The 21,336-nt window shown below is 64.4% G+C and carries 19 protein-coding genes, 2 tRNA genes and 2 pseudogenes; 7 read left to right on the forward strand and 16 right to left on the reverse strand.

Annotated elements, in window-relative coordinates; all coding sequences use genetic code 11:
- The first annotated feature begins 143 nt into the window (after positions 1-143).
- On the forward strand, positions 144-812 hold the full coding sequence (locus B1526_RS04030; protein WP_095614811.1) for an ArsR/SmtB family transcription factor: 669 nt from the start codon (positions 144-146) through the stop codon (positions 810-812).
- Positions 800-2,116 (forward strand): MFS transporter, encoded by a 1,317-nt coding sequence (locus B1526_RS04035; RefSeq protein ID WP_095614812.1) that lies wholly within the window; start codon positions 800-802, stop codon positions 2,114-2,116. Before B1526_RS04030 ends, B1526_RS04035 begins: the two co-directional genes overlap by 13 nt.
- A 5-nt stretch (positions 2,117-2,121) precedes the next feature.
- Here the strand turns inward: B1526_RS04035 and cysS are convergent, their stop codons facing one another.
- The 11 genes and pseudogenes from cysS to coaD form a co-directional block, all read right to left on the reverse strand.
- The gene (gene cysS, locus B1526_RS04040) at positions 2,122-3,708 is read right to left on the reverse strand and encodes a cysteine--tRNA ligase (protein ID WP_407640994.1); all 1,587 of its coding nucleotides are present in this window, start codon (positions 3,706-3,708) and stop codon (positions 2,122-2,124) included.
- Between the two features lie 154 nt (positions 3,709-3,862).
- Positions 3,863-4,093: pseudogene (locus tag B1526_RS09420) on the reverse strand (ABC transporter C-terminal domain-containing protein); the annotation flags it as partial.
- A gap of 137 nt (positions 4,094-4,230) precedes the next feature.
- A pseudogene (locus tag B1526_RS04045) lies at positions 4,231-6,064 on the reverse strand (ABC-F family ATP-binding cassette domain-containing protein); the annotation flags it as partial.
- Between the two features lie 65 nt (positions 6,065-6,129).
- A complete protein-coding gene (locus B1526_RS04050) occupies positions 6,130-6,858 on the reverse strand; it encodes a type 1 glutamine amidotransferase (RefSeq protein WP_095614854.1) in 729 nt (242 codons plus the stop codon).
- A 93-nt stretch (positions 6,859-6,951) separates the two neighbouring features.
- Entirely contained in the window at positions 6,952-7,506 is a 555-nt protein-coding gene (gene ilvN / locus B1526_RS04055; RefSeq protein WP_095614815.1) for an acetolactate synthase small subunit, read from the reverse strand.
- A 13-nt stretch (positions 7,507-7,519) separates the two neighbouring features.
- A complete protein-coding gene (locus B1526_RS04060) occupies positions 7,520-9,484 on the reverse strand; it encodes an acetolactate synthase large subunit (protein ID WP_235607017.1) in 1,965 nt (654 codons plus the stop codon).
- Positions 9,485-9,670: 186 nt separating this feature from the next.
- Positions 9,671-10,405: a ribonuclease III gene (gene rnc, locus B1526_RS04065; protein ID WP_095614817.1), complete on the reverse strand. Its 735-nt coding sequence runs from the start codon at positions 10,403-10,405 to the stop codon at positions 9,671-9,673.
- Between the two features lie 111 nt (positions 10,406-10,516).
- A complete protein-coding gene (gene rpmF, locus B1526_RS04070) occupies positions 10,517-10,711 on the reverse strand; it encodes a 50S ribosomal protein L32 (protein WP_095614818.1) in 195 nt (64 codons plus the stop codon).
- A 103-nt stretch (positions 10,712-10,814) separates the two neighbouring features.
- A complete protein-coding gene (locus tag B1526_RS04075) occupies positions 10,815-11,453 on the reverse strand; it encodes a YceD family protein (protein WP_095614819.1) in 639 nt (212 codons plus the stop codon).
- Positions 11,454-11,603: 150 nt separating this feature from the next.
- On the reverse strand, positions 11,604-12,299 hold the full coding sequence (locus B1526_RS04080) for an SPFH domain-containing protein (protein ID WP_407640991.1): 696 nt from the start codon (positions 12,297-12,299) through the stop codon (positions 11,604-11,606).
- 38 nt (positions 12,300-12,337) lie between these two features.
- Complete coding sequence (gene coaD / locus B1526_RS04085; protein WP_095614821.1) at positions 12,338-12,829, reverse strand: pantetheine-phosphate adenylyltransferase; 492 nt, start codon at positions 12,827-12,829, stop codon at positions 12,338-12,340.
- Between the two features lie 259 nt (positions 12,830-13,088).
- Here coaD and B1526_RS04090 point away from each other — a divergent pair, with 259 nt between their 5' ends.
- Positions 13,089-13,397 (forward strand): DUF3039 domain-containing protein, encoded by a 309-nt coding sequence (locus B1526_RS04090; RefSeq protein ID WP_162287934.1) that lies wholly within the window; start codon positions 13,089-13,091, stop codon positions 13,395-13,397.
- 101 nt (positions 13,398-13,498) lie between these two features.
- Here the strand turns inward: B1526_RS04090 and B1526_RS04095 are convergent, their stop codons facing one another.
- On the reverse strand, positions 13,499-14,512 hold the full coding sequence (locus B1526_RS04095) for an aldo/keto reductase (RefSeq protein WP_095614823.1): 1,014 nt from the start codon (positions 14,510-14,512) through the stop codon (positions 13,499-13,501).
- A gap of 272 nt (positions 14,513-14,784) precedes the next feature.
- Positions 14,785-16,113 (reverse strand): nicotinate phosphoribosyltransferase, encoded by a 1,329-nt coding sequence (locus B1526_RS04100; RefSeq protein WP_095614824.1) that lies wholly within the window; start codon positions 16,111-16,113, stop codon positions 14,785-14,787.
- A gap of 225 nt (positions 16,114-16,338) precedes the next feature.
- On the opposite strand from B1526_RS04100, the gene B1526_RS04105 reads away from it, so the two are divergent.
- From B1526_RS04105 to B1526_RS04115, 3 genes are all read left to right on the forward strand, one after another.
- Positions 16,339-16,980 carry a Pr6Pr family membrane protein gene (locus B1526_RS04105; RefSeq protein WP_095614825.1) on the forward strand — a complete coding sequence of 214 codons (642 nt, stop codon included), beginning with the start codon at positions 16,339-16,341 and terminating at the stop codon, positions 16,978-16,980.
- A 138-nt stretch (positions 16,981-17,118) separates the two neighbouring features.
- Positions 17,119-17,874, forward strand: a complete 756-nt coding sequence (gene rph, locus B1526_RS04110; protein WP_095614826.1) for a ribonuclease PH — start codon at positions 17,119-17,121, stop codon at positions 17,872-17,874.
- A 56-nt stretch (positions 17,875-17,930) separates the two neighbouring features.
- Entirely contained in the window at positions 17,931-18,632 is a 702-nt protein-coding gene (locus B1526_RS04115) for a non-canonical purine NTP pyrophosphatase (protein ID WP_095614827.1), read from the forward strand.
- Positions 18,633-18,635: 3 nt separating this feature from the next.
- Here B1526_RS04115 and B1526_RS04120 read toward each other — a convergent pair whose 3' ends face one another.
- From B1526_RS04120 to B1526_RS04130, 3 genes are all read right to left on the reverse strand, one after another.
- Positions 18,636-19,646, reverse strand: a complete 1,011-nt coding sequence (locus B1526_RS04120) for an AEC family transporter (RefSeq protein WP_095614828.1) — start codon at positions 19,644-19,646, stop codon at positions 18,636-18,638.
- A gap of 48 nt (positions 19,647-19,694) precedes the next feature.
- A tRNA-Leu gene (locus B1526_RS04125) sits at positions 19,695-19,776 on the reverse strand.
- 79 nt (positions 19,777-19,855) lie between these two features.
- Positions 19,856-19,931, reverse strand: a tRNA-Thr gene (locus tag B1526_RS04130).
- A gap of 138 nt (positions 19,932-20,069) precedes the next feature.
- On the opposite strand from B1526_RS04130, the gene B1526_RS04135 reads away from it, so the two are divergent.
- On the forward strand, positions 20,070-21,281 hold the full coding sequence (locus B1526_RS04135; RefSeq protein WP_095614829.1) for a mannose-1-phosphate guanylyltransferase: 1,212 nt from the start codon (positions 20,070-20,072) through the stop codon (positions 21,279-21,281).
- The last annotated feature ends 55 nt before the right edge of the window (positions 21,282-21,336 follow it).

Below are 21,336 nucleotides of genomic sequence, written 5' to 3' on the forward strand. Positions count from 1 at the left end.
GCTGTAGTTGGCGGCGGTGCCGCAGAGCGCGGCTGTGTGCAGTGCGCAACCATGGAAAACACATGGTGGTGTCATCGGCGAACAGAATCACAAATGATTTGTACAAATATTTTGTATACTTGGAATGTGTGAAAGGAGACCTGATGACGGAACGACGATTGCAAGCGGCTGAAAGGTCGACGATAACCAATCAGGAGGAGGCTTCCGCGGCGTCCGAGGAGGCGCTCAAGTGCATGGCGCATCCGGCACGGATGCGGCTGCTCGGTGCGCTGCGCGTCGGCGATGTGCAAACGGTCGGTGAGCTCAGCGCGGCGACCGGCGAGGCCCCAGGTGCGGTGAGCTACCATCTCGCGCAGCTCGCGAAAGCAGGACTCGTCGAAAAAGCCGTGACGCCAGACGGAGACAGGCGCAAAAGCCATTGGCGCGCATGCCATCATGCGACGAACGTGCGGCCCGACAGCGCGGATGCGGACGTCATCGACGCGTTCAGCCGTACGGCTGCGCTCAGTTACCAAATGGCGTACGAACGGTTCCTCGATGTGCTTCCCACATTGCCACAGCAATGGGTGGACACGTGCGGTGCCAACGATCGCGTCCTGCGGCTCACTCCAGATGAGACGCGCGCGATGGTGGAACAGCTCAATGAAGTCATGCGCACGTGGGAACACGTGAGTGAACGACGCAGGATGCTCATCGAAGAACGTGATCGTGCACATATCAACGCAGACGATTCCGCAGATATCGACGATATCGAGGATGCGGATGTCGAACCGGTCGCCATCGTGCAGCAGGTGTTCCGATGGGTGCCGTGATCGAAAGCGCGAATGTGCGCCGTTCGTTCTGGCGCGCGCCGAATTACGCCGCATGGTTCACCGCGGACACGGCGTCCGCCGCTGGCGGATCGCTGCGCGCGCTCGCGGTGAGCCTTGCGGGATACGCGGTCTCCGGATCGACAGCCGCCGCGGGTTGGCTTGGTACGTCCGCGCTCATCGCACAGCAAGTCGCGAGTGTGTTCGGCGGCACATTCGTCGACCGCCATGAGCGGCGTACGCTCATCGTCGCGAACGCGGCGTTCGGTGTGTGCACATGGGGGAGTGTGGCGGCATTGCTCGCGGCGCATACGCTCACCTATCCGATGCTGCTCGTGATTGCGACGGTTGGCTCCGCCGTAAGTGGATTCCTTGGAAGCGCAACCGATGCGATGCTCCGCTCGATCATCGGCGTGCGCGACTATCCGAAAGCGCTCAGCCTCAACCGGGGACGCGACGCGACGATCAACATCGCCGGCAACCCCATCGGCGGCTTCCTCTACGGCATCGCACCATGGCTGCCGTTCCTTGTGACGGCGTGCCTGTACGCGATCTCCGGCGCCGCCGCACGGTGCATCGATGCACGGCGTTTGGTGCGTGCGGATGGTGCAGCGGACAGTGCCGACGCGCGCGCCGCGCACGGCAAACAACGAACGTCGTTCTTCGGTGATTTCGTGAGCGGATGGTCGTGGTCGCTGCACAAACCTATGCTCGTGACGATCATGATTGCGGCCGCGATACTCAATTTCGGCGTCAACGGCGTCGAATACACGATTCAGCTGCATCTGATGTCGCTCAACACGAACGCGACACTTATCGGCACAATCGGCAGCGGCATCGCCGCGATGATGCTCGTCGGTGCGTTCGTCGCCGCGCGCTTGAGCGACCATATGCCGGTAGGCGTCTGCATTTGCGTCAGTTTTGTGTTTCTGTGCGCATGCATTGCGCCGATGTTGTTCGCATATGGTGATGGTATGTCCGATGGCGCATCGTATGTGCTCGTGCTCATCGCGAATTCGGTCATGGGCTTGCCGTTTCCGATCATTGACGCGCTGCTGCTTGGTTTTGTGTTCGCAAAGGCGCCGACGTCGATGCAGGGGAGGATCTACGTTTCGCTTACCGTGCCTGCGCAAGCGCTCTCCGCATTCTCAAGCGCGAGCGCAGGCATGCTGCTGCCGGTACTCGGATTCCGCGGAGCCGTCATCGTGTTCCTTGCAGCGCTCGCGCTTTCCACGGTGATTGTGTTGTGCAGTGCGCGCATCCGCCGCATTCCGCGCGCCGATGGTTGGGATACGGCGGAGCTGTAGCTAGGTCAGTTGAGGGTCCACGTCGAGCCGGTTGGGGTGTCCTCGATCGTGATGCCGAGCGTGGCGAGGTCGTCACGGATTTTGTCCGCGGTCGCGAAGTCCTTCGCGTTGCGTGCGGCGGCGCGCGCGTTGAGCTGCGCGTCGATGAGCGCACCGAGGGTATCGCGCACGGTGCCTTCGCCGCCGGTGTCGCTGCCGCCGTCGATCCATGGTTCGGCGAGCGGGTCTAGACCGAGGACGTCGAGCATCGCGCGGACGTTGACAAGTGCCGTGCGCAGCGCGTCGTGCTTGCTGCCGTCGCCGTCATCGAGGATTTCGGTGAGTAGTGTGTTGCCTGCGCGCACTTGGGTGAAGATCGCGGCTGTTGCACGTGAAACGTTGATGTCGTCGTTCATTGCGGCGACGAAATCGACGGGAAGGTCGTCGGCGGAGACGCCCGTGATCTCGTCGCGCGACGGCTGTTCGCCGAGCGCGTCGCCGGCGTGGTCGATGAAGTTGATGACGCGGTCGTATGCGGCCTGCGCCTCGGCGAGCGTCTGGTCGGACCATTCGAGCATCGAACGGTACTGGACGGAACCGAGCGCGTACCGCACGACCCATGCGGAATGTTCGCTGAGCACGACGGGCACGGAAAGGCCGTTGCCCAGGGACTTGCTCATCTTCTCGCCCTTCGCGGTGACCCACGCGGAATGCATCCAGCGGTTCGCCGTGCGGTAGCCGGCCGCGCGCGTCTGTGCCATCTCGTTCTCGTGGTGCGGGAAGCGCAGGTCGAGGCCGCCGCCGTGGATGTCGAACATGCCGTCGAGGTAGCGGTAGCTCATCGCCGAGCATTCGATGTGCCAACCCGGGCGGCCCGTGCCGAACGGCGTCTTCCAGCGCGCGTCGGCCGGATCGGTGGCCTTCGGACGCTTCCACAACGCGAAATCACGCGGGTCGCGCTTGTCTTCGGACAGGTCGGCCGGATCGACCGGATTGTATTTGTCGTCGCCCGCGGCGTCCACGGACGGCCCCATGCGGTCGGCGACGGCGGCCGCCTCATCGACCTCGCCCGTCTGCTTCTGGTGCGTGAGTTCGCCGTAGTGCGGCCACGACGCGACGTCGAAGTAGACGTCGCCGGTGAGGTCGCCGTTCTCGTCGCGGATGACGTACGCGTGGCCGTTGTCGATGATGCGTTCGATCAAGTGGACCATGTCCATGATGTGCCCGGTCGCGCGCGGCTCGTACGTCGGCGGCAGTACGCCGAGCGCATCGTACGCGTCCGTGAACTCCTGTTCGTAGTGGTACGCGCGCGCCCACCAGCGCTGTCCGGCGGCGGCCGCCTTGTCGAGGATCTTGTCGTCGATGTCGGTCACATTGCGGATGAACGTGACGCGGTAGCCGAGCTTGAGGAACCAGCGGCGGATGATATCGAACGCGACGCCCGCGCGGATGTGCCCGATATGCGGCGAGCTCTGCACGGTCGCGCCGCACACATAGATGCCCACGTTGCCCGGCTGGATCGGCTCGAAGCGCGAGATCTCGTGCGTCGCCGTGTCATACAGCCTCAGGTCGACGGCCGCGTTCGCGACGCCGCCGTCGCCGGCCATGCGCATCTCATCGAACTGCGTGTCGTTGGGGGTGCTGGAAGTGTTGGCATTGCTTGCCTCGTGGGAATGCTCGGTCATGGTTCGAGCGTACGTAGACAACTAGACGAGCGCGTCGTTCACACCACCCGTGGATGGTGTGAACGATACGGAAGGATGTACCTCACTGGCCCATCTGTTCGGACAGGTCGAGCCATTCGGCTTCGAGTCCGTCCGATTCCGCCGTGAGCGCCTGCAATTGGCTGTTGAGTTCGTTGAGGCCGGCGTAGTCGCTCGGGTCATGCGCCGCCATCTGCGCTTCGAGTTCGTCCTTCTGCGCTTCGATTTTCTCGAGTTTGCGTTCGATCGCCGAGACGCGCCGAGACGCGTCCGCATACGCTTTGCCGCTGAGTTTCGGCCGCGTCTGTGCGCCCGCGTCGGGGGAGTCCGCGCCAGCGTCCGCGTCCTCTTCCTTGACGGTATCCGCGTCGAGCGTCGGATCGGCCGCGCCTTCCGCCGTGTTCATGCCGAGCGGATCCTCGCCGCGGCGCAGCGCGTCGACGATGTCGAGGTAATCCTGCACGCCGCCGGGCAGATGCCGCACTTTGCCGCCGATGAGCGCGAACTGTTCGTCGGTCACGCGTTCGAGCAGGTACCGGTCGTGGCTCACGACGATCAGTGTGCCCGGCCATGTGTCGAGCAGGTCCTCCATGACGGCGAGCATGTCCGTGTCGAGGTCGTTGCCCGGTTCGTCCATGATCAGTACGTTCGGTTCGTCGAGCAGGATGAGCAGCAGCTGCATGCGGCGTTTCTGGCCGCCCGACAGGTCGCGGATCGGCGTCATCAGTTGCGCCGCTTCGAAGCCGAGCCGTTCCATGAGCTGCCCGGGCGTCACTTCCTTGCCGTCGACGATGTAGCTTGGTTTGTAGCGGCTGAGCACTTCCTTGACTTTGTAGTTGCCGAGTTGTTCGAGTTCGTCGAGCCGCTGCGAGAGCACCGCGAATTTGACCGTTTTGCCGATGTTCACATGTCCCGCCGTCGGCGTGAGCGTGCCGTCGAGGATTTTGAGGAGCGTTGATTTGCCCGCGCCGTTCGCGCCGACGATGCCGAAGCGGTCGCCGGGTCCGATGAGCCACGTCACATCGTCGAGGATTTCACGTCCGCTCACGGTGAGTTCGACGGCCGCGCTCGTCGCGTCGGACGTTGTTTCATCGTTCGCCGCGTCGCCGTCACGTGTGCCGCGCAACGCGTTGATCTCGCCTGTCGGTTCGCGGTGCGTGAGCCCATGCGCGGCGGCGATCTCGTCCGCGCGCGATCCGAACGCGGACTTCAACCGCGGATCGTCGGCGTCGTCGACGGCGATCGTGACACTGCCGAACATCTGCGGCTCCTGGAACATCGGTTCGATGACATCGACCGTCGACGCGGATGTCGTATGTTCCGCGAGCGCGGCGGCGTCGGGGTCGATGTCCGCGTATGCGCCTTGTTCGCGGTCGAATATCTGCGTGACGTCGATGAGGTCGATGACTTGTTTGCCGAGTCTTGAGGTCGCCATCTGCCGCAGTTCGAGTGTGTTGCGCATCGGCGGCACGTCGGCGATGAGTTCGCGCGCGGCCTTCACGTGGAACTTCTGTTTCGTCGAACGCGCGCGTGCGCCACGCGACAGCCATGCGAGCTCTTTGCGCGCGAGGTTGCGGCGTTTCGTCTCGCGTACGTCGGCTTGGCGGTCACGTTCGACGCGTTGCAGCATGTACGCGCTGTAGCCGCCTTCGAATGGTTCGATCTGCCCGTCGTGCACTTCCCACATCGATTCGCACACTTCGTCGAGGAACCATCGGTCGTGGGTGACGAGGAGGAGTGCGCCGGTGCCTTTCGGCCAGCGGTTCTTGAGGTGTTCGGCGAGCCAGTGGATCGTCACGACGTCCAGATGGTTCGTCGGTTCGTCGAGTGCGAGGATGTCCCAGTCCTTGAGCAGCAGGCGCGCGAGGTCGGCGCGCCTGCGCTGCCCGCCTGAGAGTGTGCCGATCGTCGCGTCGAGGTTGAGGCCGCCGAGGAGTGCTTCGACGATGTCGCGCGATTGTGTCTGCGCCGCCCATTCGTAGTCCTCGCGCCCTTCGAGCGCGGCTTCGCGCAGCGTCGCGTCGTCGTCGAGTTCGTCGCGCTGCCCGAGGACTCCGAGCGTGAGTCCGTTGCGGCGGCTCACGCGTCCGGAATCGGGTGTCTGTGCGCCGTCGAGCAGATGGAGGAGTGTTGATTTGCCGTCGCCGTTGCGTCCGACGATGCCGATGCGGTCGCCTTCGAAGACGCCTTGGGTGACGTCGGTGAAAATCGTTTTCGTCGCGAACGCGAGCGAGACATGTTCCAATCCCAGATCAAAAGTCGGCATACCGACCACTGTAACGAAGGCGCGGTACGGTATGCCGGAGCGCGCGTGCACGTGCACGTATGCGCTCAGCGCATGAGCGAACGCGCGTACGTGTTGCAGCGTGCGGCGAATCCGGAGAAGACCTGTGCCGCGAGCGGCTGCAGTTGCGGATTGCATATGGCGAATTGTTCGCGCAATTGCGATTTCGAACCGCCTGCGGCTTTGAGCTGTTTGACCATGAGCGGTTCGTCGAGCCATTCCTCGAGCATCTGTGGTGTCACTTCGAGGTGGAACTGCATGCCGAGTGCGGAACCGAAGCGGAACGCCTGCACTTTCGCGGCGCCGGAGCGCGCGAGGAGCGTCGCGTGGTCGGGGAGTGTGACGCAGTCGTTGTGCCATTGGAGGACGTCGAGTTCCTTGTTCCACATCGAGAAATAGTCGTGGCGTTCGACGCGTTTGATCGGCAGCACGCCGATCTCGGGGTCGTTGTTCGTTTTGAGTTTCGCTCCGAGCGCGGTCGCGATGATCTGGTGTCCGAGGCATACGCCGAGCACTGGTTTGCCGACGCTTATCGAGGCGCGCACGAGTTTCGCCTCCGCTTTGAGCCCCGGGTATCCGTCGTAGTCGACCGCGGACATCGGGCCGCCCATGACGACGACGCCGGCGACCTCATCGAAATCGGGCATGTCCGGCTTTTTCTTCTTCGCGATGTTGAGCGTCTGGGTCGGCAGGTTGATTTCCTCAAGTTCGGCCTGGATGCGGCCTGGCCTTTCCCACTCGGCATGCTGCAGAATAAGGACTTCCGGTTGTGTCATGCCTCCCATTGTGCCATCGGCGCTGACTTTCTGCGCCGATAGCCGCGCCGCGGTACGCTTGGGGCCCGCCCACCGTACCGCGGCGCGGAAAAGTCAGCGTCCGGTGATCTCCGAGCCGATGACCTTTTCGCTCATCGCGCGCGGTCCGCGGCTCATCGCGACCGCGCCCGAGCGCACGAGTTCGATGATGCCGTAGTGGTCGAGCAGTCCGAGCAACGCGTCGATCTTGCCGCCCGCGCCTGTCGCTTCGATCGTGAGCGATTCCGGATTGACGTCGACGACGCGCACACGGAAGAGGCGCACGATTTCGAGCACGTCCGAACGGTTCGATTCGTTCGCCGCGACCTTGATGAGCACGAGTTCACGTTCGACCGTCGTCTCCGGGTCGAGGTCGACGATCTTGAGTACATGGAGCAGTTTGTTGAGCTGTTTGATGATCTGCTCGAGCGGTACTTCGTCGACTTCCGCGGTCACGGTGACACGTGAGATGTCGGGGCGTTCCGTCGGGGAGACGGACAACGAGTTGATGTTGAACGCGCGGCGCGCGAACAGGCCTGCGATGCGCGCGAGCACGCCCGGACGGTTCTCCACGAGCACGGAAAGCGTGTGGCGCTTGGCTCCCGGCTGGGATGCTGGATACGATGCCATGTCGGTGCTCCTCTCAGTTCTCTTCGTTCTCGTCGGCTGCCTGTGCGGACGCCGCGCCATTCGCGCCTTCGGGTGCTGCGTCGTCGGCGACGGCGTCCGTGTCGACGTCGCCGTCATCGAGGCTCACGTCGCCCATCGGGTTGAGGAGCGGCTTGACGCCGGGCATGTAGGTGACGTTGTTGTTCGAGTCGCCTGCCGCGACCATCGGCCACACCATCGCGTCCTTCCACACATGGAAGTCGATGAGGACCGGACGGTCGTTGATCTCGTTGGCTTTGCGGATGCATGCGAGGGCCTCTTCCTTCGTGCGCGCGCGCATGCCGACGCATCCGTAGGCTTCCGCGAGCTTGACGAAGTCGGGGCATCCGACGAGGCCGGTCTCCTCCTCCTTGTGCAGGATCGTCGCCGAATAGTGCTTGTCGTAGAACAGTGTCTGCCATTGGCGGACCATGCCGTACACGGAGTTGTTGAGGAGCGCGATCTTGACGGGCATGCCTTCGAGGAACGCGGTCGCGAGTTCCTCGCTCGTCATCTGGAACGAGCCGTCGCCGTCGATGAGCCACACGGGCTTCTTGCCGTCGAAGTACCGCTGCGAGCCGACCGACGCGCCGATCGCCGCCGGCAGTCCGAAGCCCATCGTGCCGAGGCCGCCCGAGGAGATCCACTGGTGCGGTTTGCGGAACTTGATGAGCTGTGTCGCCCACATCTGGTGCTGTCCGACGCCGGAGACCCAGATCGTGTCCGGGTCGGCCGCGTCCGAGAGCTGTTCGACGACCCATTGCGGCGCGAGCGTGCCATCCGTCGGCTCCTCGTAGCGAATCGGATACCGTTCGACCCACTTGTTGAGGAGCGTCCACCATGTGCTCAGGTCGGGCTTGCCGTATTCCGCGTGGAGCTGTTCGATCTGCGGGATGAGCGCGTCGAGCACGGTCTTGACGTCGCCGACGATCGGCACGTCGGCTGCGCGGTTCTTGCCGATCTCCGCCGGGTCGATGTCGATGTGGATGACGCGCGCGCCGGGCGCGAACGCGTCGAGTTTGCCGGTCACCCGGTCGTCGAAGCGCGCGCCGATCGCGACGAGCAGGTCGCAGCGCTGCACGGCGCCCGTCGCGGCGATCGTGCCGTGCATGCCGAGCATGCCGAGCACGGCCGGGTCGTCGTCGGAGACGATGCCGCGCGCGGGGAGCGTCGTGACGATCGGCGCGCCTGTCAGGTCGGCGAGCGCCTTGATCTCATCGCCCGCGCCGGAGCGCACCGCGCCGCCGCCCACATAGAGCACGGGGCGGAACGAACGCTGGAACATCTTCGCGGCCGTTTCGAGCACGCGCCCGTGCGCCTCGGTCGTCGGATTGTAGCCGGGCAGGATCATGCGCTGCGGCCACGTGTAGTACATCTCCTCGTTCTGCGCGGTCTTCGTCAGATCGACGACGACGGGGCCGGGGCGTCCCGAACGCGCGATGTAATGCGCTTCCGCGAGCACACGCGGCACGTCCTGCGCGCTTGTGACGAGGTACGAATGCTTCGCGACGGGGTAGGTCGCGCCGACGATGTCCGCTTCCTGGAACGCGTCGGTGCCGATCGAGTTGACGCCGACCTGTCCGGTGATGACGACCATCGGGATCGAATCCATGTTCGCATCGGCGATCGCCGTGATGACGTTCGTCGCGCCGGGGCCCGACGTGACGATGCACACGCCGACCTCACCGGTCGCGACGGCGTAGCCTTCCGCCGCGTGTCCCGCCGCCTGCTCATGGCGTGCGAGGATGAAGCGGAACGCCGTCTCCTCGCTTATCGCGTCGTAGACGGGCAGAATCGCGCCACCGGGGACGCCGAAGACGTCCTTGACACCCAGATCCTCAAGCGCGCGGACGAGCGCCTGCGCGCCTGTCATTTTCTCGCCTTCGATGACCTCATGCCTTGTATGGCCGGCGGCGTTCTTCGTCACGCCGCTGAACGCCTGCAGGGGTGTAGGTGACACGGTTGATCCCTCCCTTGATGTGTTGATGTGCTGTGCCTGTCCACGACATCCTACTGGAAACGACGGGGAGGTCGTCATAGGTGACCGAATGATGAATGCTTTTATGGACAGCTTCCGCACATCGCGCCGTCGTGTATGGCGCGCGCCGCATATCGCGCCGTCGTGTCCAACGCCGCGCGTCCGCGCTCAGTCCGCGTGCGTCGCGGCGTCGAGGTTCTTCCACGCCGCTTCGGCGGCCGCGAGCTGCGCTTTGCGTTTGCTTGTGCCGTGTCCGATGCCGATGACGTCGTCGCGTTCGCCGAGCATCGCGCGCGCCGTGAACTGCTGTGAGTATTCGGGGCCGCTTACTGACATCTGGTATCGCGGTTCGCCAAGGCCGAGCGTATGCGCCTTCACGGTGAGCGACGTCTTCCAGTCGAGCGCGGGGCCTTCGCTCGCGACTTCGGCGAGTGCGTCGTCGACGAGACGGTGGACGACGTCGCGCGCGGTGTCGATGCCGTATTCGACGAACGTCGCGCCGATGAGCGATTCGACGATGTCGCACAGGATCGAGCTTTTCTCGGCGCCCCCCTGTTCCATTTCGCCGTGGCCGAGGAGGATGTAGCGGCTCGCGTCGAGCTTGCCGCGTGCGATTGCGGCCAACGTCTCCTCGGAGACGGCTTTCGCACGGATCTTCGCGAGCTGTCCTTCCGTCATGTCCGGATGGTCGTTGAACAGTGTCTCGGTCACGACGAGTTCGAGGACGGCGTCACCGAGGAATTCGAGCCGCTCGTAGTTCTTCGTGTCCGGATGCTCGTGGGAGAACGAGCGGTGCGTGAGCGCCTCGATGAGCAGGTCGGGTTGGATCGTCACACCGAGCGCCTCAAGCAGGGGGTGTGCGGGGTTCGTGTCGTCGATTGTCACGGTCACATGGTTCGTCATGGTTGCCATAGTAGTCGGCGGCCGAACCGCCGGAACATCGAAAGGCGGCGGCGTCCCATCACCCGTCGATGGTGGGACGCCGCCGCCTTGATGAAATGAACGATCCGCGACTCAGCGAGAGTAGGTCTTGCGGATGGCCTCGCGATAGACGCGGCCACGGTAGGAGCCGCACGTCGGGCAGGCCACATGGGCCATCGTCGGGGCGCCGCAGTTCGGGCAGCTGATCGTCGGGACGGCCTTCGTCTTCCAGTTAGCGCGGCGCGAACGCGTGTTGGCGCGCGACATCTTGTACTTTGGCAGTGCCATAGTCTGTTTCCTCTATTCGATCGAACAATTGAGCTTAAGCGTTCAGAAGTCTACCGCACCGGTCGTACAAACACACGACGACGGTGCGCGGACGTTGGAACGCTCAGTGCTCGTCGGAGCTTCCGTCGGTGTCCTCGCCGCCCTGTTGCGCTTCGAGCTGCGTCTTGAGCGCCTCAAGCCCGGCGAAGCGGATGTCGGTCGTCTCATGATGGTGGTCGGGCTCCTCGTTGAGGTCGGCGCCGCATTGCGGGCACAGGCCCTTGCAGTCGGGGCGGCACAACGGCTGGAGCGGCAGCGCGTCGACGAACGTGTCGCGGATGAGCGTCTCAAGGTCGGCGAACGACCCGTTGTCGATCAACGGATAGACGTCTTCCGCCTCGTCCTCGCCCGCGATGACCTCGACGTCGTCGTCCTGCTTGCCGCCGCGTTTCGCATCCGGCTGTTCCTCCGCGTATGGGAAGAACGCCGTCACCTGCTCGCTCCAGTCGCCGTCGAGCGGCGTGTCGCAGCGTGAGCACACGGCGTGCACCGGAGCCGTGAACGTGCCTGTGAAGATGAGGCCGTCGACGATCGAATCGAAGCGGCCATCGACATGGATGTCCGCGCCTTCGTCGACGCCGACGATGCTGTCGCCGATGCCCGGGGGCGCCGGGAACGTGCGGTCGAGCTCCATCCGCTGTCCCGCGCGGGAACCGACCTGTGAGACCGGGACCGTCCAATCCGTGTACTGCACACGTGCCATACCACAATCCTGCCTTCCGCGGCATGCGCCGCCTGACCGCGCGATCGGCGCGGTTGAATGTATTGATACGCCTGTTGTTTCGCCGTTCCGTTCAATCATATGCGCGCGCCGGTTATTCCAGCCGCGCGCCGCGCACACGTGCGGCGCCGGTCACGAGCGCGGATAGTCGTCGTCGCTGACGTGCGGCACATCCTGCGCGGCCTTCTGCTGGCGGTCCTCAAGGACCTCCAGCCCCGCGCCGACGTCGCGTTTGAGTTTGTCAAGCTGCTCCTGCAGGTCGTTCATGACGCCGATGCAATAGCGGTCGGCGCCCTGGGTGAGACGGTCGGATGTGTGCTGCGCCTTGTTGAGGATCTGCGTCGCCTTGTCGCGCGCGAGCTGCGTGATGTTCTCCTGGTCGGTCAGGAACCGCACCTGGTCGTTCGCGTCGCGGATCATATCGGCGGCCCTGCTCTGCGCGGACGTGATGATGACGTTCGCCTGCGACTGCGCCGCCTCAAGCCTGCGCTCCGCCTCGCGCATAAGCGCCGACGCGCGCTCGAGCTGCACCGGCAGCATCGCCTTGAGCGCCTGCAGCTGGTCGAGGAAATCGACGCGGTCGATCTTGACGAGCGTCGGCGAGAACATCGCGCCCTTCGCCTCGTTGAGCGCGCGTTCCATCGCATCGATCGTGTCGTACACGGTCGTGAACTCCTCCTGGTTGCGCGACGGCTGCCGCGCGTCGTCGGCGCCGGCTGCCGGATTGTCTCGCAGGTCAGGCAGGTCGTCCATATTGAAGGACGTGCGCGCGCGTGCGTTCGCGGGGATGTGCTCGTCGGTGTCGTCCATCGGTGTCTCGTCCGTCATCATTCATCCTTCCGTTGTGCCCACGCGTTCGTATATCGTCAGTCGTGGTTCGCCCTGAGCGCGACGTTCAGCTTTTCGACGACATAATCGGAGACCATGCCGCGCACATCGCCGCCGTGACGTGCGACATCCTTGACGACCGAACTCGAAATATGTTCGAGGACAGGGTCGGCGGGAAGGAACATCGTCTCGATGCCGGCGAGTTTGCGGTTGACGAGCGCCATGCCAAGCTCGGCCTCGTAATCCCCGTTCTGCCGCAGGCCCTTGACGATGACGGTCGCGCCCACCTGCTCGCAATAATCGGTGATGAGTCCATCGGTCGAACTGACGACGATGTTCGTGCAACCGGAACCTTCAAGGGTGTGGCGGATGATGTCGACGCGTTCCTCCTCGGTGAACAACGGCGTCTTCGCGGCGTTCACGGCGACGACGACGTGCACTTCGTCAAACAGGCGCGCGCAACGTTCGATGACGTCAATGTGGCCGTCGGTGATCGGATCGTATGAGCCGGGACATACAGCAATAGTCATACCTATAAGAGTAGCGACACGTGGGCCTTTCGCGCCGCGTGTCATGAAATCGGAGGAACATCGCGCGCGGGAATGCGGATGCGCGGTGCGCTGTTGGCCGCAGTGACGGCGTGCGGACGGTCCGCACATGCCGTGTGCGCTATCATGGACGCACCGCACACGGCGGCGCAGGCGGGCGCCGGTGCGGACCGGCGGATACGGGACGCGCGGTGGAAACGGAGAACACAATATGGAAGCATCAATCGGACAGCAGGCGCATATGCGCGGCGTCGACGCATACGTCGACGACCTCGAACCACAGACACAGACGGAACCGGACACGAACACCGGAACGGCCGTGCTCGAACGGCCGGCGGAGGAGGAACAGGCGCAGCGCAGCGACAACGGCGACGCCGACCGCTTCTCCCATTACGTCTCACGCGAACGCATCGAGGAATCGAAGCTCACCGGGCGTCCGGTCGTCGCGTTGTGCGGGAAGGTGTGGGTGCCGAAACGCAACCCGGCGGATTACCCGATCTGCCCGGAATGCAAACGCATCTACTCCGAATACGGCGGCGCGCAGTTCTGAGCGTGTACGGCGATACTTCGCATCATCGCGAACATTGCTCCCCCTCAGCGCGGATGCATCGGCGTGTCGCCGAGATATCCGCGCTGAGGGGGAGCAATGTGTCAGTCGCGTGCGGATATCGCGTCGATGCGCGCGAGCTCGTCATCGGTGAAATCGGTGTTGTCGAGCGCGGCGATGTCGTCAAGCAGTTGGGACGGACGTGACGCGCCGACGAGCACCGTCGTCACGGCCGCGTCATGCAGCAGCCACGCGAGCGCCATCTCGGCGAGCGACTGGCCGCGCGCGCCCGCGATCTCGTTGAGGTCGCGGATCTGCGCGAGACGCGCATCGGTGAGCGCGTCCTTGTGCAGGAAGCGTCCGTCGCGCGCGATGCGGCTGTCGGAGGGGACACCGTTGAGGTAGCGGTCGGTGAGCAGGCCCTGGTCGAGCGGCGAGAACGTGACGAGGCCCCTGCCGAGGCGCGCGCCCATCTCCTTGAGCCCGTTGCGCTCGATCGTGCGGTCGAAGATGTTGTACCGGTTCTGGTTGACGATGAACGGCACACGGAGGTCGGCGAGGATGCCCATCGCGCGTTCCATCGTCTCGCCATCGTAATTCGAAAGACCCACATAGAGCGCCTTGCCGCTCTGCACGGCGCTCGCGAGCGCACCCATCGACTCCTCGAGCGGCGTATCGGGGTCCATGCAGTGGTGGTAGAAGATGTCGACGTACTCGAGACCGAGACGTGCGAGCGAATCGTCGAGGCTGTTCAGCAGGTATTTGCGGCTGCCTCCGCGTCCGTAGGGGCCGTCCCACATCTCGAAGCCGGCTTTCGTCGCGACGACGACCTCGTCGCGGTGCGCGCTCAGCTCGGAGTGGAAGATGCGGCCGAAGTTGCGTTCCGCGGCCCCCGGTTCAGGGCCGTAGTTGTTCGCGAGGTCGAAATAGGTGATGCCGTTGTCGAACGCGGTGCAGATCGTCGCGCGCATGTTCGCGAGCGGCGTATCGTCGCCGAAGTTGTGCCATAGGCCGAGCGCGACGCGAGGCAGTTTGAGGCTGCTGACGCCGCAGCGGCGGTACTCCATCGAATCGTAGCGCGTCGGATCGGGTGTGTAGGTATGGGTGGGCTCAAGCATCGTTGACCTCGCTGTCATCTATCGGTTGTCGGTTGCTGTGTGCTGCTGTGAGCCCATTGTAGACGGCGGTGGTGCCGCACTGTGCAGCCGTCTACAGCCGACGTGCAGCTGTTGTTGGCGGCACCGCCGCAGTGTGCGGCCGTCTACAGCCGACGTGCAGCTGTTGTTGGCGGCACCGCCGCAGTGTGCGGCCGTCTACAGCCGACGTGCAGCTGTTGTTGGCGGCACCGCCGCAATGTGCAGCCGTCTACAATCGCTGCCAGCCGCACCGCTCACTGGGGGAGGAGAACCGTCTGCGTCGGAATTACCGGATCGCCGCGCATCAGTGACTGCGCCGTGATCGGCAATGCGTTGAGCGCTTCCTCATGGTGCGCGCGCGCGTTGATGATCGCGTCGTGGCCGCGCCATTGGTCATCGATCTGCCCGTGGTCGACGAGGTCGACGAGCAGGTCCTGCCAACCTTCGTCCGGGGTGAACGCGTCGAGCGCCGCTTTGCTGCCGGAGATGACATGTTCGCAGTCGGCGAGTGAGTATTCGTATGAGCGGAACGCGAGTTTGCGTCCCGGGACGGTCGCCTTGTTCGTCGATTTCTTCGCGACGGGCACCATCGTGCCGTCGCCGCCTTCGCGTTCGGTGAGTTTGTACACCATCGCGCACGTCGGCGCGCCCGAACCCGTCACGAGCTGCGTGCCGACGCCGTACGAGTCGACGGGTGCCGTCTGCAGCGACGCGATCGCGTATTCGTCGAGGTCGTTCGTCACCGTGATCTTTGTATTGACGGCGCCGAGCGCGTCGAGTTGGTTGCGTACGCGCTGCGCGAGCGACGCGAGGTCACCGGAATCGATGCGTACGCCGCCGAGTTCCGGTCCCGCGACTTCGACGGCCGTTTTCACGGCTTCCTCGATGTTGTAGGTGTCGACGAGAAGCGTCGTGTTCCTGCCGAGCGCATTGATCTGCGATTCGAACGCGGCGCGCTCGCTGTCGTGCACGAGTGTGAAGCAGTGCGCGGCGGTGCCGATCGCCGTCAGATCATAGAGTTTCGCGGCGAGCAGATTCGCGGTCCCCTGGAAACCGCCGACGATCGACGCGCGCGCGGCGGCGACGGCCGCCCATTCGTTCGTGCGTCGGCCGCCCATGTCCATGCACGGCCGGTTCTTCGCGGCCGACGTCATACGTGACGCGGCCGCCGCGACCGCGGAATCGTAATTGAAGATCGACAGGATGAGCGTTTCGAGCAACGTGCACTCGCCGAACGAACCTTCGACCTGCAGGATCGGCGAATTCGGGAAGTACATCTCACCTTCGCGGTAGCCGCGCATCGAACCGTGGAATTCGAAATGCTCAAGCCAATCGATCGTCTCTTTGTTGACGATGCGGCGGTCACGGAGGAACCTCAAGTCGTCTTCGGCGAAATGGAAGTCGGCGAGCGCGTCGAGGAGCCGTCCGGTGCCCGCGACGACGCCATAACGGCGGCCCTCGGGAAGATGGCGTGTGAAGACCTCGAACACGCAGTCGCGCGACGCGGTGCCGTCCTGCAGCGTGGCGTCGAGCATCGTGTACTCGTACATGTCGGTCATCAGGACCGGGTTGTAGTCGACCATGGAAACTCCTTGGGTGATGCGGCGGCGCACGCGGCGCGCGGTATCCGCGCGGCCGCCGGCGCGGTTGATTACACAGTAGTAGGTCGGTGCGGCAGACGCGTATGTTGTGTCGCACAACGGTACGCTCAGGTGCGCCTCAGCGTACCGTCGTGCGGAACATACTGCAGCGCGAATGCCGCGCGGATGTTACGCCGCACGCAGCGCGCGCCACGGTATGCTTGAGCCATGCGTTTCATTGTCGGAATATGGCGGCTCGCGATCGTCGCATTGTGCGTCATGGGCACGTCGGAGGCATGGACAGTGCCGAACCGTTGGGTGTACTTCACGTTCCAAACGGGCGCGCTCGTCGCGTTCGTCATGCTGTGGGCGGGCGCCGCGTCGCTCGTGCACGGCGAACAGCCGCCGGCGTGGCTCAAGGGGATGGCGGTGACGTACGCGGTCGTCGTCGCGCTCGTCGCGTTCTTCATGATGCCGCCCGACGATCCGCGCCACGTGCCGCAGATCCTCGGAATCATGACGAACACGATGCTGCACCGCATCGTGCCGATCATGGTCGTCATCGACTTCATCGTCTTCGACGTGCACAAACGGTTCAAACCGACCTATCCGCTCCTGTGGCTCATCTACCCGCCGATCTACCTCACGTTCGTGCTCGTGCGCGCATGGTGGTGGCCGCACGGGGTCGGCCCCGGCACGAACGGCAGCCCGTACCCGTACGCGTTCCTCGACCTGCCGGTGATCGGCTGGCCGCAGTTCGGCGTGTCGTGTCTGAAGATCGTCGCCGCGTTCCTCGTCGTCGGCGCCGTCGTCTGCATCATCGACCGCGCGATGCCGGCGCGTGCGCTCGCGGGCGGCCGCGCATCGTAGCGGTGCGCGCGAGGGACATGTGCGGCTATCATCGGTACCGTTGCCCGTCGGCGCCTCGTGCGCCGCGGACGCAGCGACAGCGTACGTAATTCGTGACAGGTAGTCGGAAGTGGGGAGCACACCGTGGAAATCAAAGACATGATCAGTTCGTCGACCGTGATCCGTCCTGATGGACGTCAGAGCGACGAGTTGCGTCCGGTGAAGATCACCCGTTCCTTCACTGATGTACCTGAGGGTTCCGTCCTCATCGAATGCGGCAACACGCGCGTCATGTGCACGGCGACGTTCACGCAGGGCGTGCCGCGTTGGCGCAAGGACAGCGGTCTGGGTTGGGTGACCGCCGAATATTCGATGCTGCCGCGCGCGACGACGGAACGCACCGACCGCGAATCCGTCCGTGGCAAGGTCGGCGGCCGCACCCATGAGATCAGCCGTCTCATCGGACGCTGCCTGCGTGGTGTCGTCGATATGAAGGCGCTCGGCGAGAACCAGATCCAACTCGACTGCGATGTGTTGCAGGCCGATGGCGGCACGCGCACCGCGTCGATCACGGGCGCGTACGTCGCGATGGTCGACGCGCTCAACTGGGCGCAGCACAACCACCGCATCCGCAGTGCGCAACGCGTCCTCAAGGACTGTGTCTCCGCCGTGTCCGTCGGCATCATCGACGGCCGTCCGATGCTCGACCTGCCGTATCTCGAGGACAGCCGCGCGATGACGGATATGAACGTCGCGATGACGGGTTCCGGTGCGTTCATCGAGATTCAGGGGACCGCCGAACACCGCCCGTTCTCCCGTGACGAACTCGACGTCCTGCTCGACCTCGCGACGAAAGGCAACCGCGAACTGCAGGCCGCGCAGCGCGCCGCGCTCGGCGCGTTCGGCGACGAGTGAACACACGTCCGATTCGATACTGATCCACACATACCAGCAACGTACAAGGAGCACCGATGAAGATCGTCGTCGCAACGCATAACGAAGGCAAACTCGTCGAGATCCGCGACATCCTCGCGGAAGGTCTTGGCGAACGGGCGCGGGACATCGAGCTCGTCTCCGCGGGCAGCCTCCATCTGCCCGACCCCGTCGAAACGGGCACCACCTTCGAGGCGAACGCATTGCTCAAAGCGCGTTTCGTCGCGTTGCGCACGGGGCTCCCGTCGATCGCCGACGATTCGGGGCTCATCGTCGACGTCATGGGCAATGCGCCGGGCATCCTGTCCGCGCGTTGGGCGGGCGAACACGGCAATGATGAGGCGAACAACCGTCTGCTGCTCGCGCAGATCGAGGACATCCAGGACGACGACCGCACCGCGCGCTTCCGCTGCGCCGCCGCGCTCGTCGTGCCGCTGCGCGATGAGGAGGACACGTCCGATTTCGACGCCGACAGCGGCATGGACGATGGCGACGGCCTTGAGGACGCCGATGAGACCGTCGTGCTCGGCGAGATGCCGGGGACGATCGTGCGCGCCCCGCATGGCGAGCATGGCTTCGGCTACGATCCGATCTTCCTTCCCGACGACCAGCCCGAGGAGGCGATCGCGAGCGGCGAGCTGCTCACGAGCGCGCAGATGACGCCCGGGCAGAAGAACGCGATCTCGCACCGCGGCAAGGCGTTGCGCGCGCTCGTCCCCGCGATCGAGGCGATCCTCTAAGGATCACAGGATTCCGGCGGCGATGAGCGCGTGGGCGCCCGTCATCAGCGCGATGCTGATGACGGCGGTCACGGCGAGTGAGAAGCCGGCGAGGCGCGCGTTGCCGAGCACCTCGTCGGTGAACAACGTCGAGAACACGGCGATCGGCGCGAGACAGCACATCATCGTCGCCTCGCGGGTCATCGGGTCGAACGGCAGCAGATACCATGCGGCGAGCGCGAATGCGATCCCGAACGGCAGACGCCACAGGATGACGCGCAGGACGGCGAGGACGTCGCTGCTGTCCGCGGGTACATCCATCAGCATGCCGACCATGAGCATCGCGACGAACGCGTTCGCGTTCGCGATCGGCGCGAACAGGTCGGCGAACCATACGGGAAGCGATATGCCGCATGCCGTCACGATGATCATCACGACATACACGTCGAACGGCACCGAACCGAAGAACCCATGCAGCACCGAGCGGCGCAGCGAACGGCGTGCGAGGCGCTTCGCGTCGCGGTCGGTCGGCTGCTCATACGGCAATGTCGGCGCATCGCCCGCGCCCTGCTCGGCGAGTGTGGCGCCGGGGCGGATATGCAGCAGCGTCTGCGTCATGACATTCGTGCCCGCGGCGACCATGATGCAATTGCCGATGTCGAACATCGCGGCCGGCACGACGGCCGACGACCCAAGGAACGCCTGCACGACGGGGAAGCAGAAACAGCCGATGTTGAGTCCCGACGCGTTGAGCATGAGGAACGCGCGGGACGCGATCGGGCGGCGCGACGTCGCGCAGTAGATGATGACGACCGGGATGAGCGCGACGATGAAACCGTACGCGGACAGCCACAGCAACGACAGGTCATGCGGGTTCTTCGCGAACGAATACACGATCGCCCCGGGGAGCACAAGATCGAACAGGATGACCTGGATGATGCGGTAGTCCCGTGGGCCGAGCAGGCCCCCACGTTTGAACAGGTAGCCGACGACGATGATGCACAACAGGGATATCGGCTGGAGGAGCGTGAGCATGGGGCCTCGGTGTGTCGAACGGTTCCGGACAACGTCTTACGTCGTCAGTGCGCGAGATGGGACTCGAACCCACACGACCGAAGTCACAGGAACCTAAATCCTGCGCGGCTACCAATTACGCCACTCGCGCGCGTTGTGTGCTTCGTTGTGCGCCGCGCAACGCCGCACACAACGAAAAACAAAAACCCTAGGCGGTGGGCCTAGGGCAGTGGAGCCACTTGACAGAATCGAACTGTCGACCTGCTCATTACGAGTGAGCCGCTCTACCGACTGAGCTAAAGTGGCGTGCGTAGTGCACAAGATGGTGAGTGTAGTCGATTGCGTACGATTGCGCAATTCGGCGTGTCGTATCGTGTGCGCGCCGAGCGCGGCCGCACATGTGCGCATCGTCGCCGACAGTGCCGCTTGTGTAAGATGAACGGCATGAGTAACGGATTCGACGATTTCTACGCCATCATCCCCGCAGGCGGCACCGGTACGCGCCTGTGGCCGCTGAGCCGCGAAGGCAAACCGAAATTCCTCTTCGACCTGCTCGGCCAAGGGCGTACGCTCATCCAGACGACATTCGACCGTCTCGCCGCGATATGCGGCATCGACCACGTCTGCATCAGCACAGGGGAACGCCACGTCGCCGCCATACGCGAACAGCTGCCGGAAGTGAGCGCCGAACACATCTTCGCCGAACCGACACCACGTGATTCGACCGCGGCGATCGCGCTCGCGACGGCCGTGCTGATGCGTCGTCACGGCGACGACATCATCGTCGGATCGTTCGCGGCTGACCATGTCATCCGCGGCAAACTCGCGTTCATCGAAGCGGTGCGCCAAGCCGTGCAGACGGCGCGCGCGGGCTATGTGACGACGATCGGCATCGCCGCGTCGCGCCCGTCGACGGCGTTCGGCTACATCCACGAAGGCGAATCGCTCGCCGCGCAGATCGAGGACGCGCCCGATGCGACACTCGTCGAACGGTTCGTCGAAAAACCGAACGCCGTGACGGCGCAGGCGTATCTGTCGACGGGGGAATACCGTTGGAACGCGGGCATGTTCGTCATGCGCGCAAGCGTCCTCATGGACCATCTGCACAAGGAGAAGCCGCGTCTCGCGCGCGCGATCGACGCGATCGCCGACGCGATCGTCGACGACGACCGCGCGTACGCGGCGGCCGTCGACGCCGCACGCGCACGCGGCGAGAACGCGCGCGAAACGGTGCACCGTGAGGACTTCGACGAGCACCGCGACGCGGCGATGGCGAAACACTGGCCGTCGATGGAGAAGATCGCGTTCGACTATGCGGTCGCCGAACCACTCTCCGTCGAAGGCGGCGTCGCGATGATCCCCGGAGATTTCGGATGGGACGACATCGGCGACTTCAATTCGGTCGCCGCGCTGCTGCCAAGCGTCGACGAACGCAACAACAAAGTGCTCGGATCGGTCGACGATGTATCGATGCTCGATTCGGCGGGCGACGTGATCGTGCCCGAAGGAGGGCGCACGATCGCGCTCCTCGGCGTCAACGACATGGTCGTCGTCGACACCGACGACGCGCTGCTCATCGCGCCACGCGCGCGCAGCCAGGAAGTCAAATCGATCGTCAAACATCTTGCGGAATCGGGATACGAGGAACTGCTGTAGTATCCACGTGCACGAATGCGGCGGCGGTGTGCCGCGGTTCCCGGGAACCGCGGCA

The sequence above is a fragment of the Bifidobacterium criceti genome (assembly GCF_002286935.1).
GTDB classification, from domain to species: domain Bacteria; phylum Actinomycetota; class Actinomycetes; order Actinomycetales; family Bifidobacteriaceae; genus Bifidobacterium; species Bifidobacterium criceti.

What these genes read in the sequence shown, in the direction of transcription:
- ilvN (WP_095614815.1), bottom strand. Translation starts at nt 7,506, where the DNA reads ATGGCATCGTATCCAGCATCCCAGCCGGGAGCCAAGCGCCACACGCTT.
- rph (WP_095614826.1), top strand. Translation starts at nt 17,119, where the DNA reads ATGATCAGTTCGTCGACCGTGATCCGTCCTGATGGACGTCAGAGCGAC.
- B1526_RS04035 (WP_095614812.1), top strand. Translation starts at nt 800, where the DNA reads ATGGGTGCCGTGATCGAAAGCGCGAATGTGCGCCGTTCGTTCTGGCGC.
- B1526_RS04090 (WP_162287934.1), top strand. Translation starts at nt 13,089, where the DNA reads ATGCGCGGCGTCGACGCATACGTCGACGACCTCGAACCACAGACACAG.
- coaD (WP_095614821.1), bottom strand. Translation starts at nt 12,829, where the DNA reads ATGACTATTGCTGTATGTCCCGGCTCATACGATCCGATCACCGACGGC.
- B1526_RS04050 (WP_095614854.1), bottom strand. Translation starts at nt 6,858, where the DNA reads ATGACACAACCGGAAGTCCTTATTCTGCAGCATGCCGAGTGGGAAAGG.
- B1526_RS04105 (WP_095614825.1), top strand. Translation starts at nt 16,339, where the DNA reads ATGCGTTTCATTGTCGGAATATGGCGGCTCGCGATCGTCGCATTGTGC.
- B1526_RS04115 (WP_095614827.1), top strand. Translation starts at nt 17,931, where the DNA reads ATGAAGATCGTCGTCGCAACGCATAACGAAGGCAAACTCGTCGAGATC.
- B1526_RS04095 (WP_095614823.1), bottom strand. Translation starts at nt 14,512, where the DNA reads ATGCTTGAGCCCACCCATACCTACACACCCGATCCGACGCGCTACGAT.
- B1526_RS04120 (WP_095614828.1), bottom strand. Translation starts at nt 19,646, where the DNA reads ATGCTCACGCTCCTCCAGCCGATATCCCTGTTGTGCATCATCGTCGTC.
- B1526_RS04080 (WP_407640991.1), bottom strand. Translation starts at nt 12,299, where the DNA reads ATGACGGACGAGACACCGATGGACGACACCGACGAGCACATCCCCGCG.
- B1526_RS04100 (WP_095614824.1), bottom strand. Translation starts at nt 16,113, where the DNA reads ATGGTCGACTACAACCCGGTCCTGATGACCGACATGTACGAGTACACG.
- B1526_RS04075 (WP_095614819.1), bottom strand. Translation starts at nt 11,453, where the DNA reads ATGGCACGTGTGCAGTACACGGATTGGACGGTCCCGGTCTCACAGGTC.
- B1526_RS04135 (WP_095614829.1), top strand. Translation starts at nt 20,070, where the DNA reads ATGAGTAACGGATTCGACGATTTCTACGCCATCATCCCCGCAGGCGGC.
- B1526_RS04030 (WP_095614811.1), top strand. Translation starts at nt 144, where the DNA reads ATGACGGAACGACGATTGCAAGCGGCTGAAAGGTCGACGATAACCAAT.
- rpmF (WP_095614818.1), bottom strand. Translation starts at nt 10,711, where the DNA reads ATGGCACTGCCAAAGTACAAGATGTCGCGCGCCAACACGCGTTCGCGC.
- rnc (WP_095614817.1), bottom strand. Translation starts at nt 10,405, where the DNA reads ATGACGAACCATGTGACCGTGACAATCGACGACACGAACCCCGCACAC.
- cysS (WP_407640994.1), bottom strand. Translation starts at nt 3,708, where the DNA reads ATGCGCATGGCCGGCGACGGCGGCGTCGCGAACGCGGCCGTCGACCTG.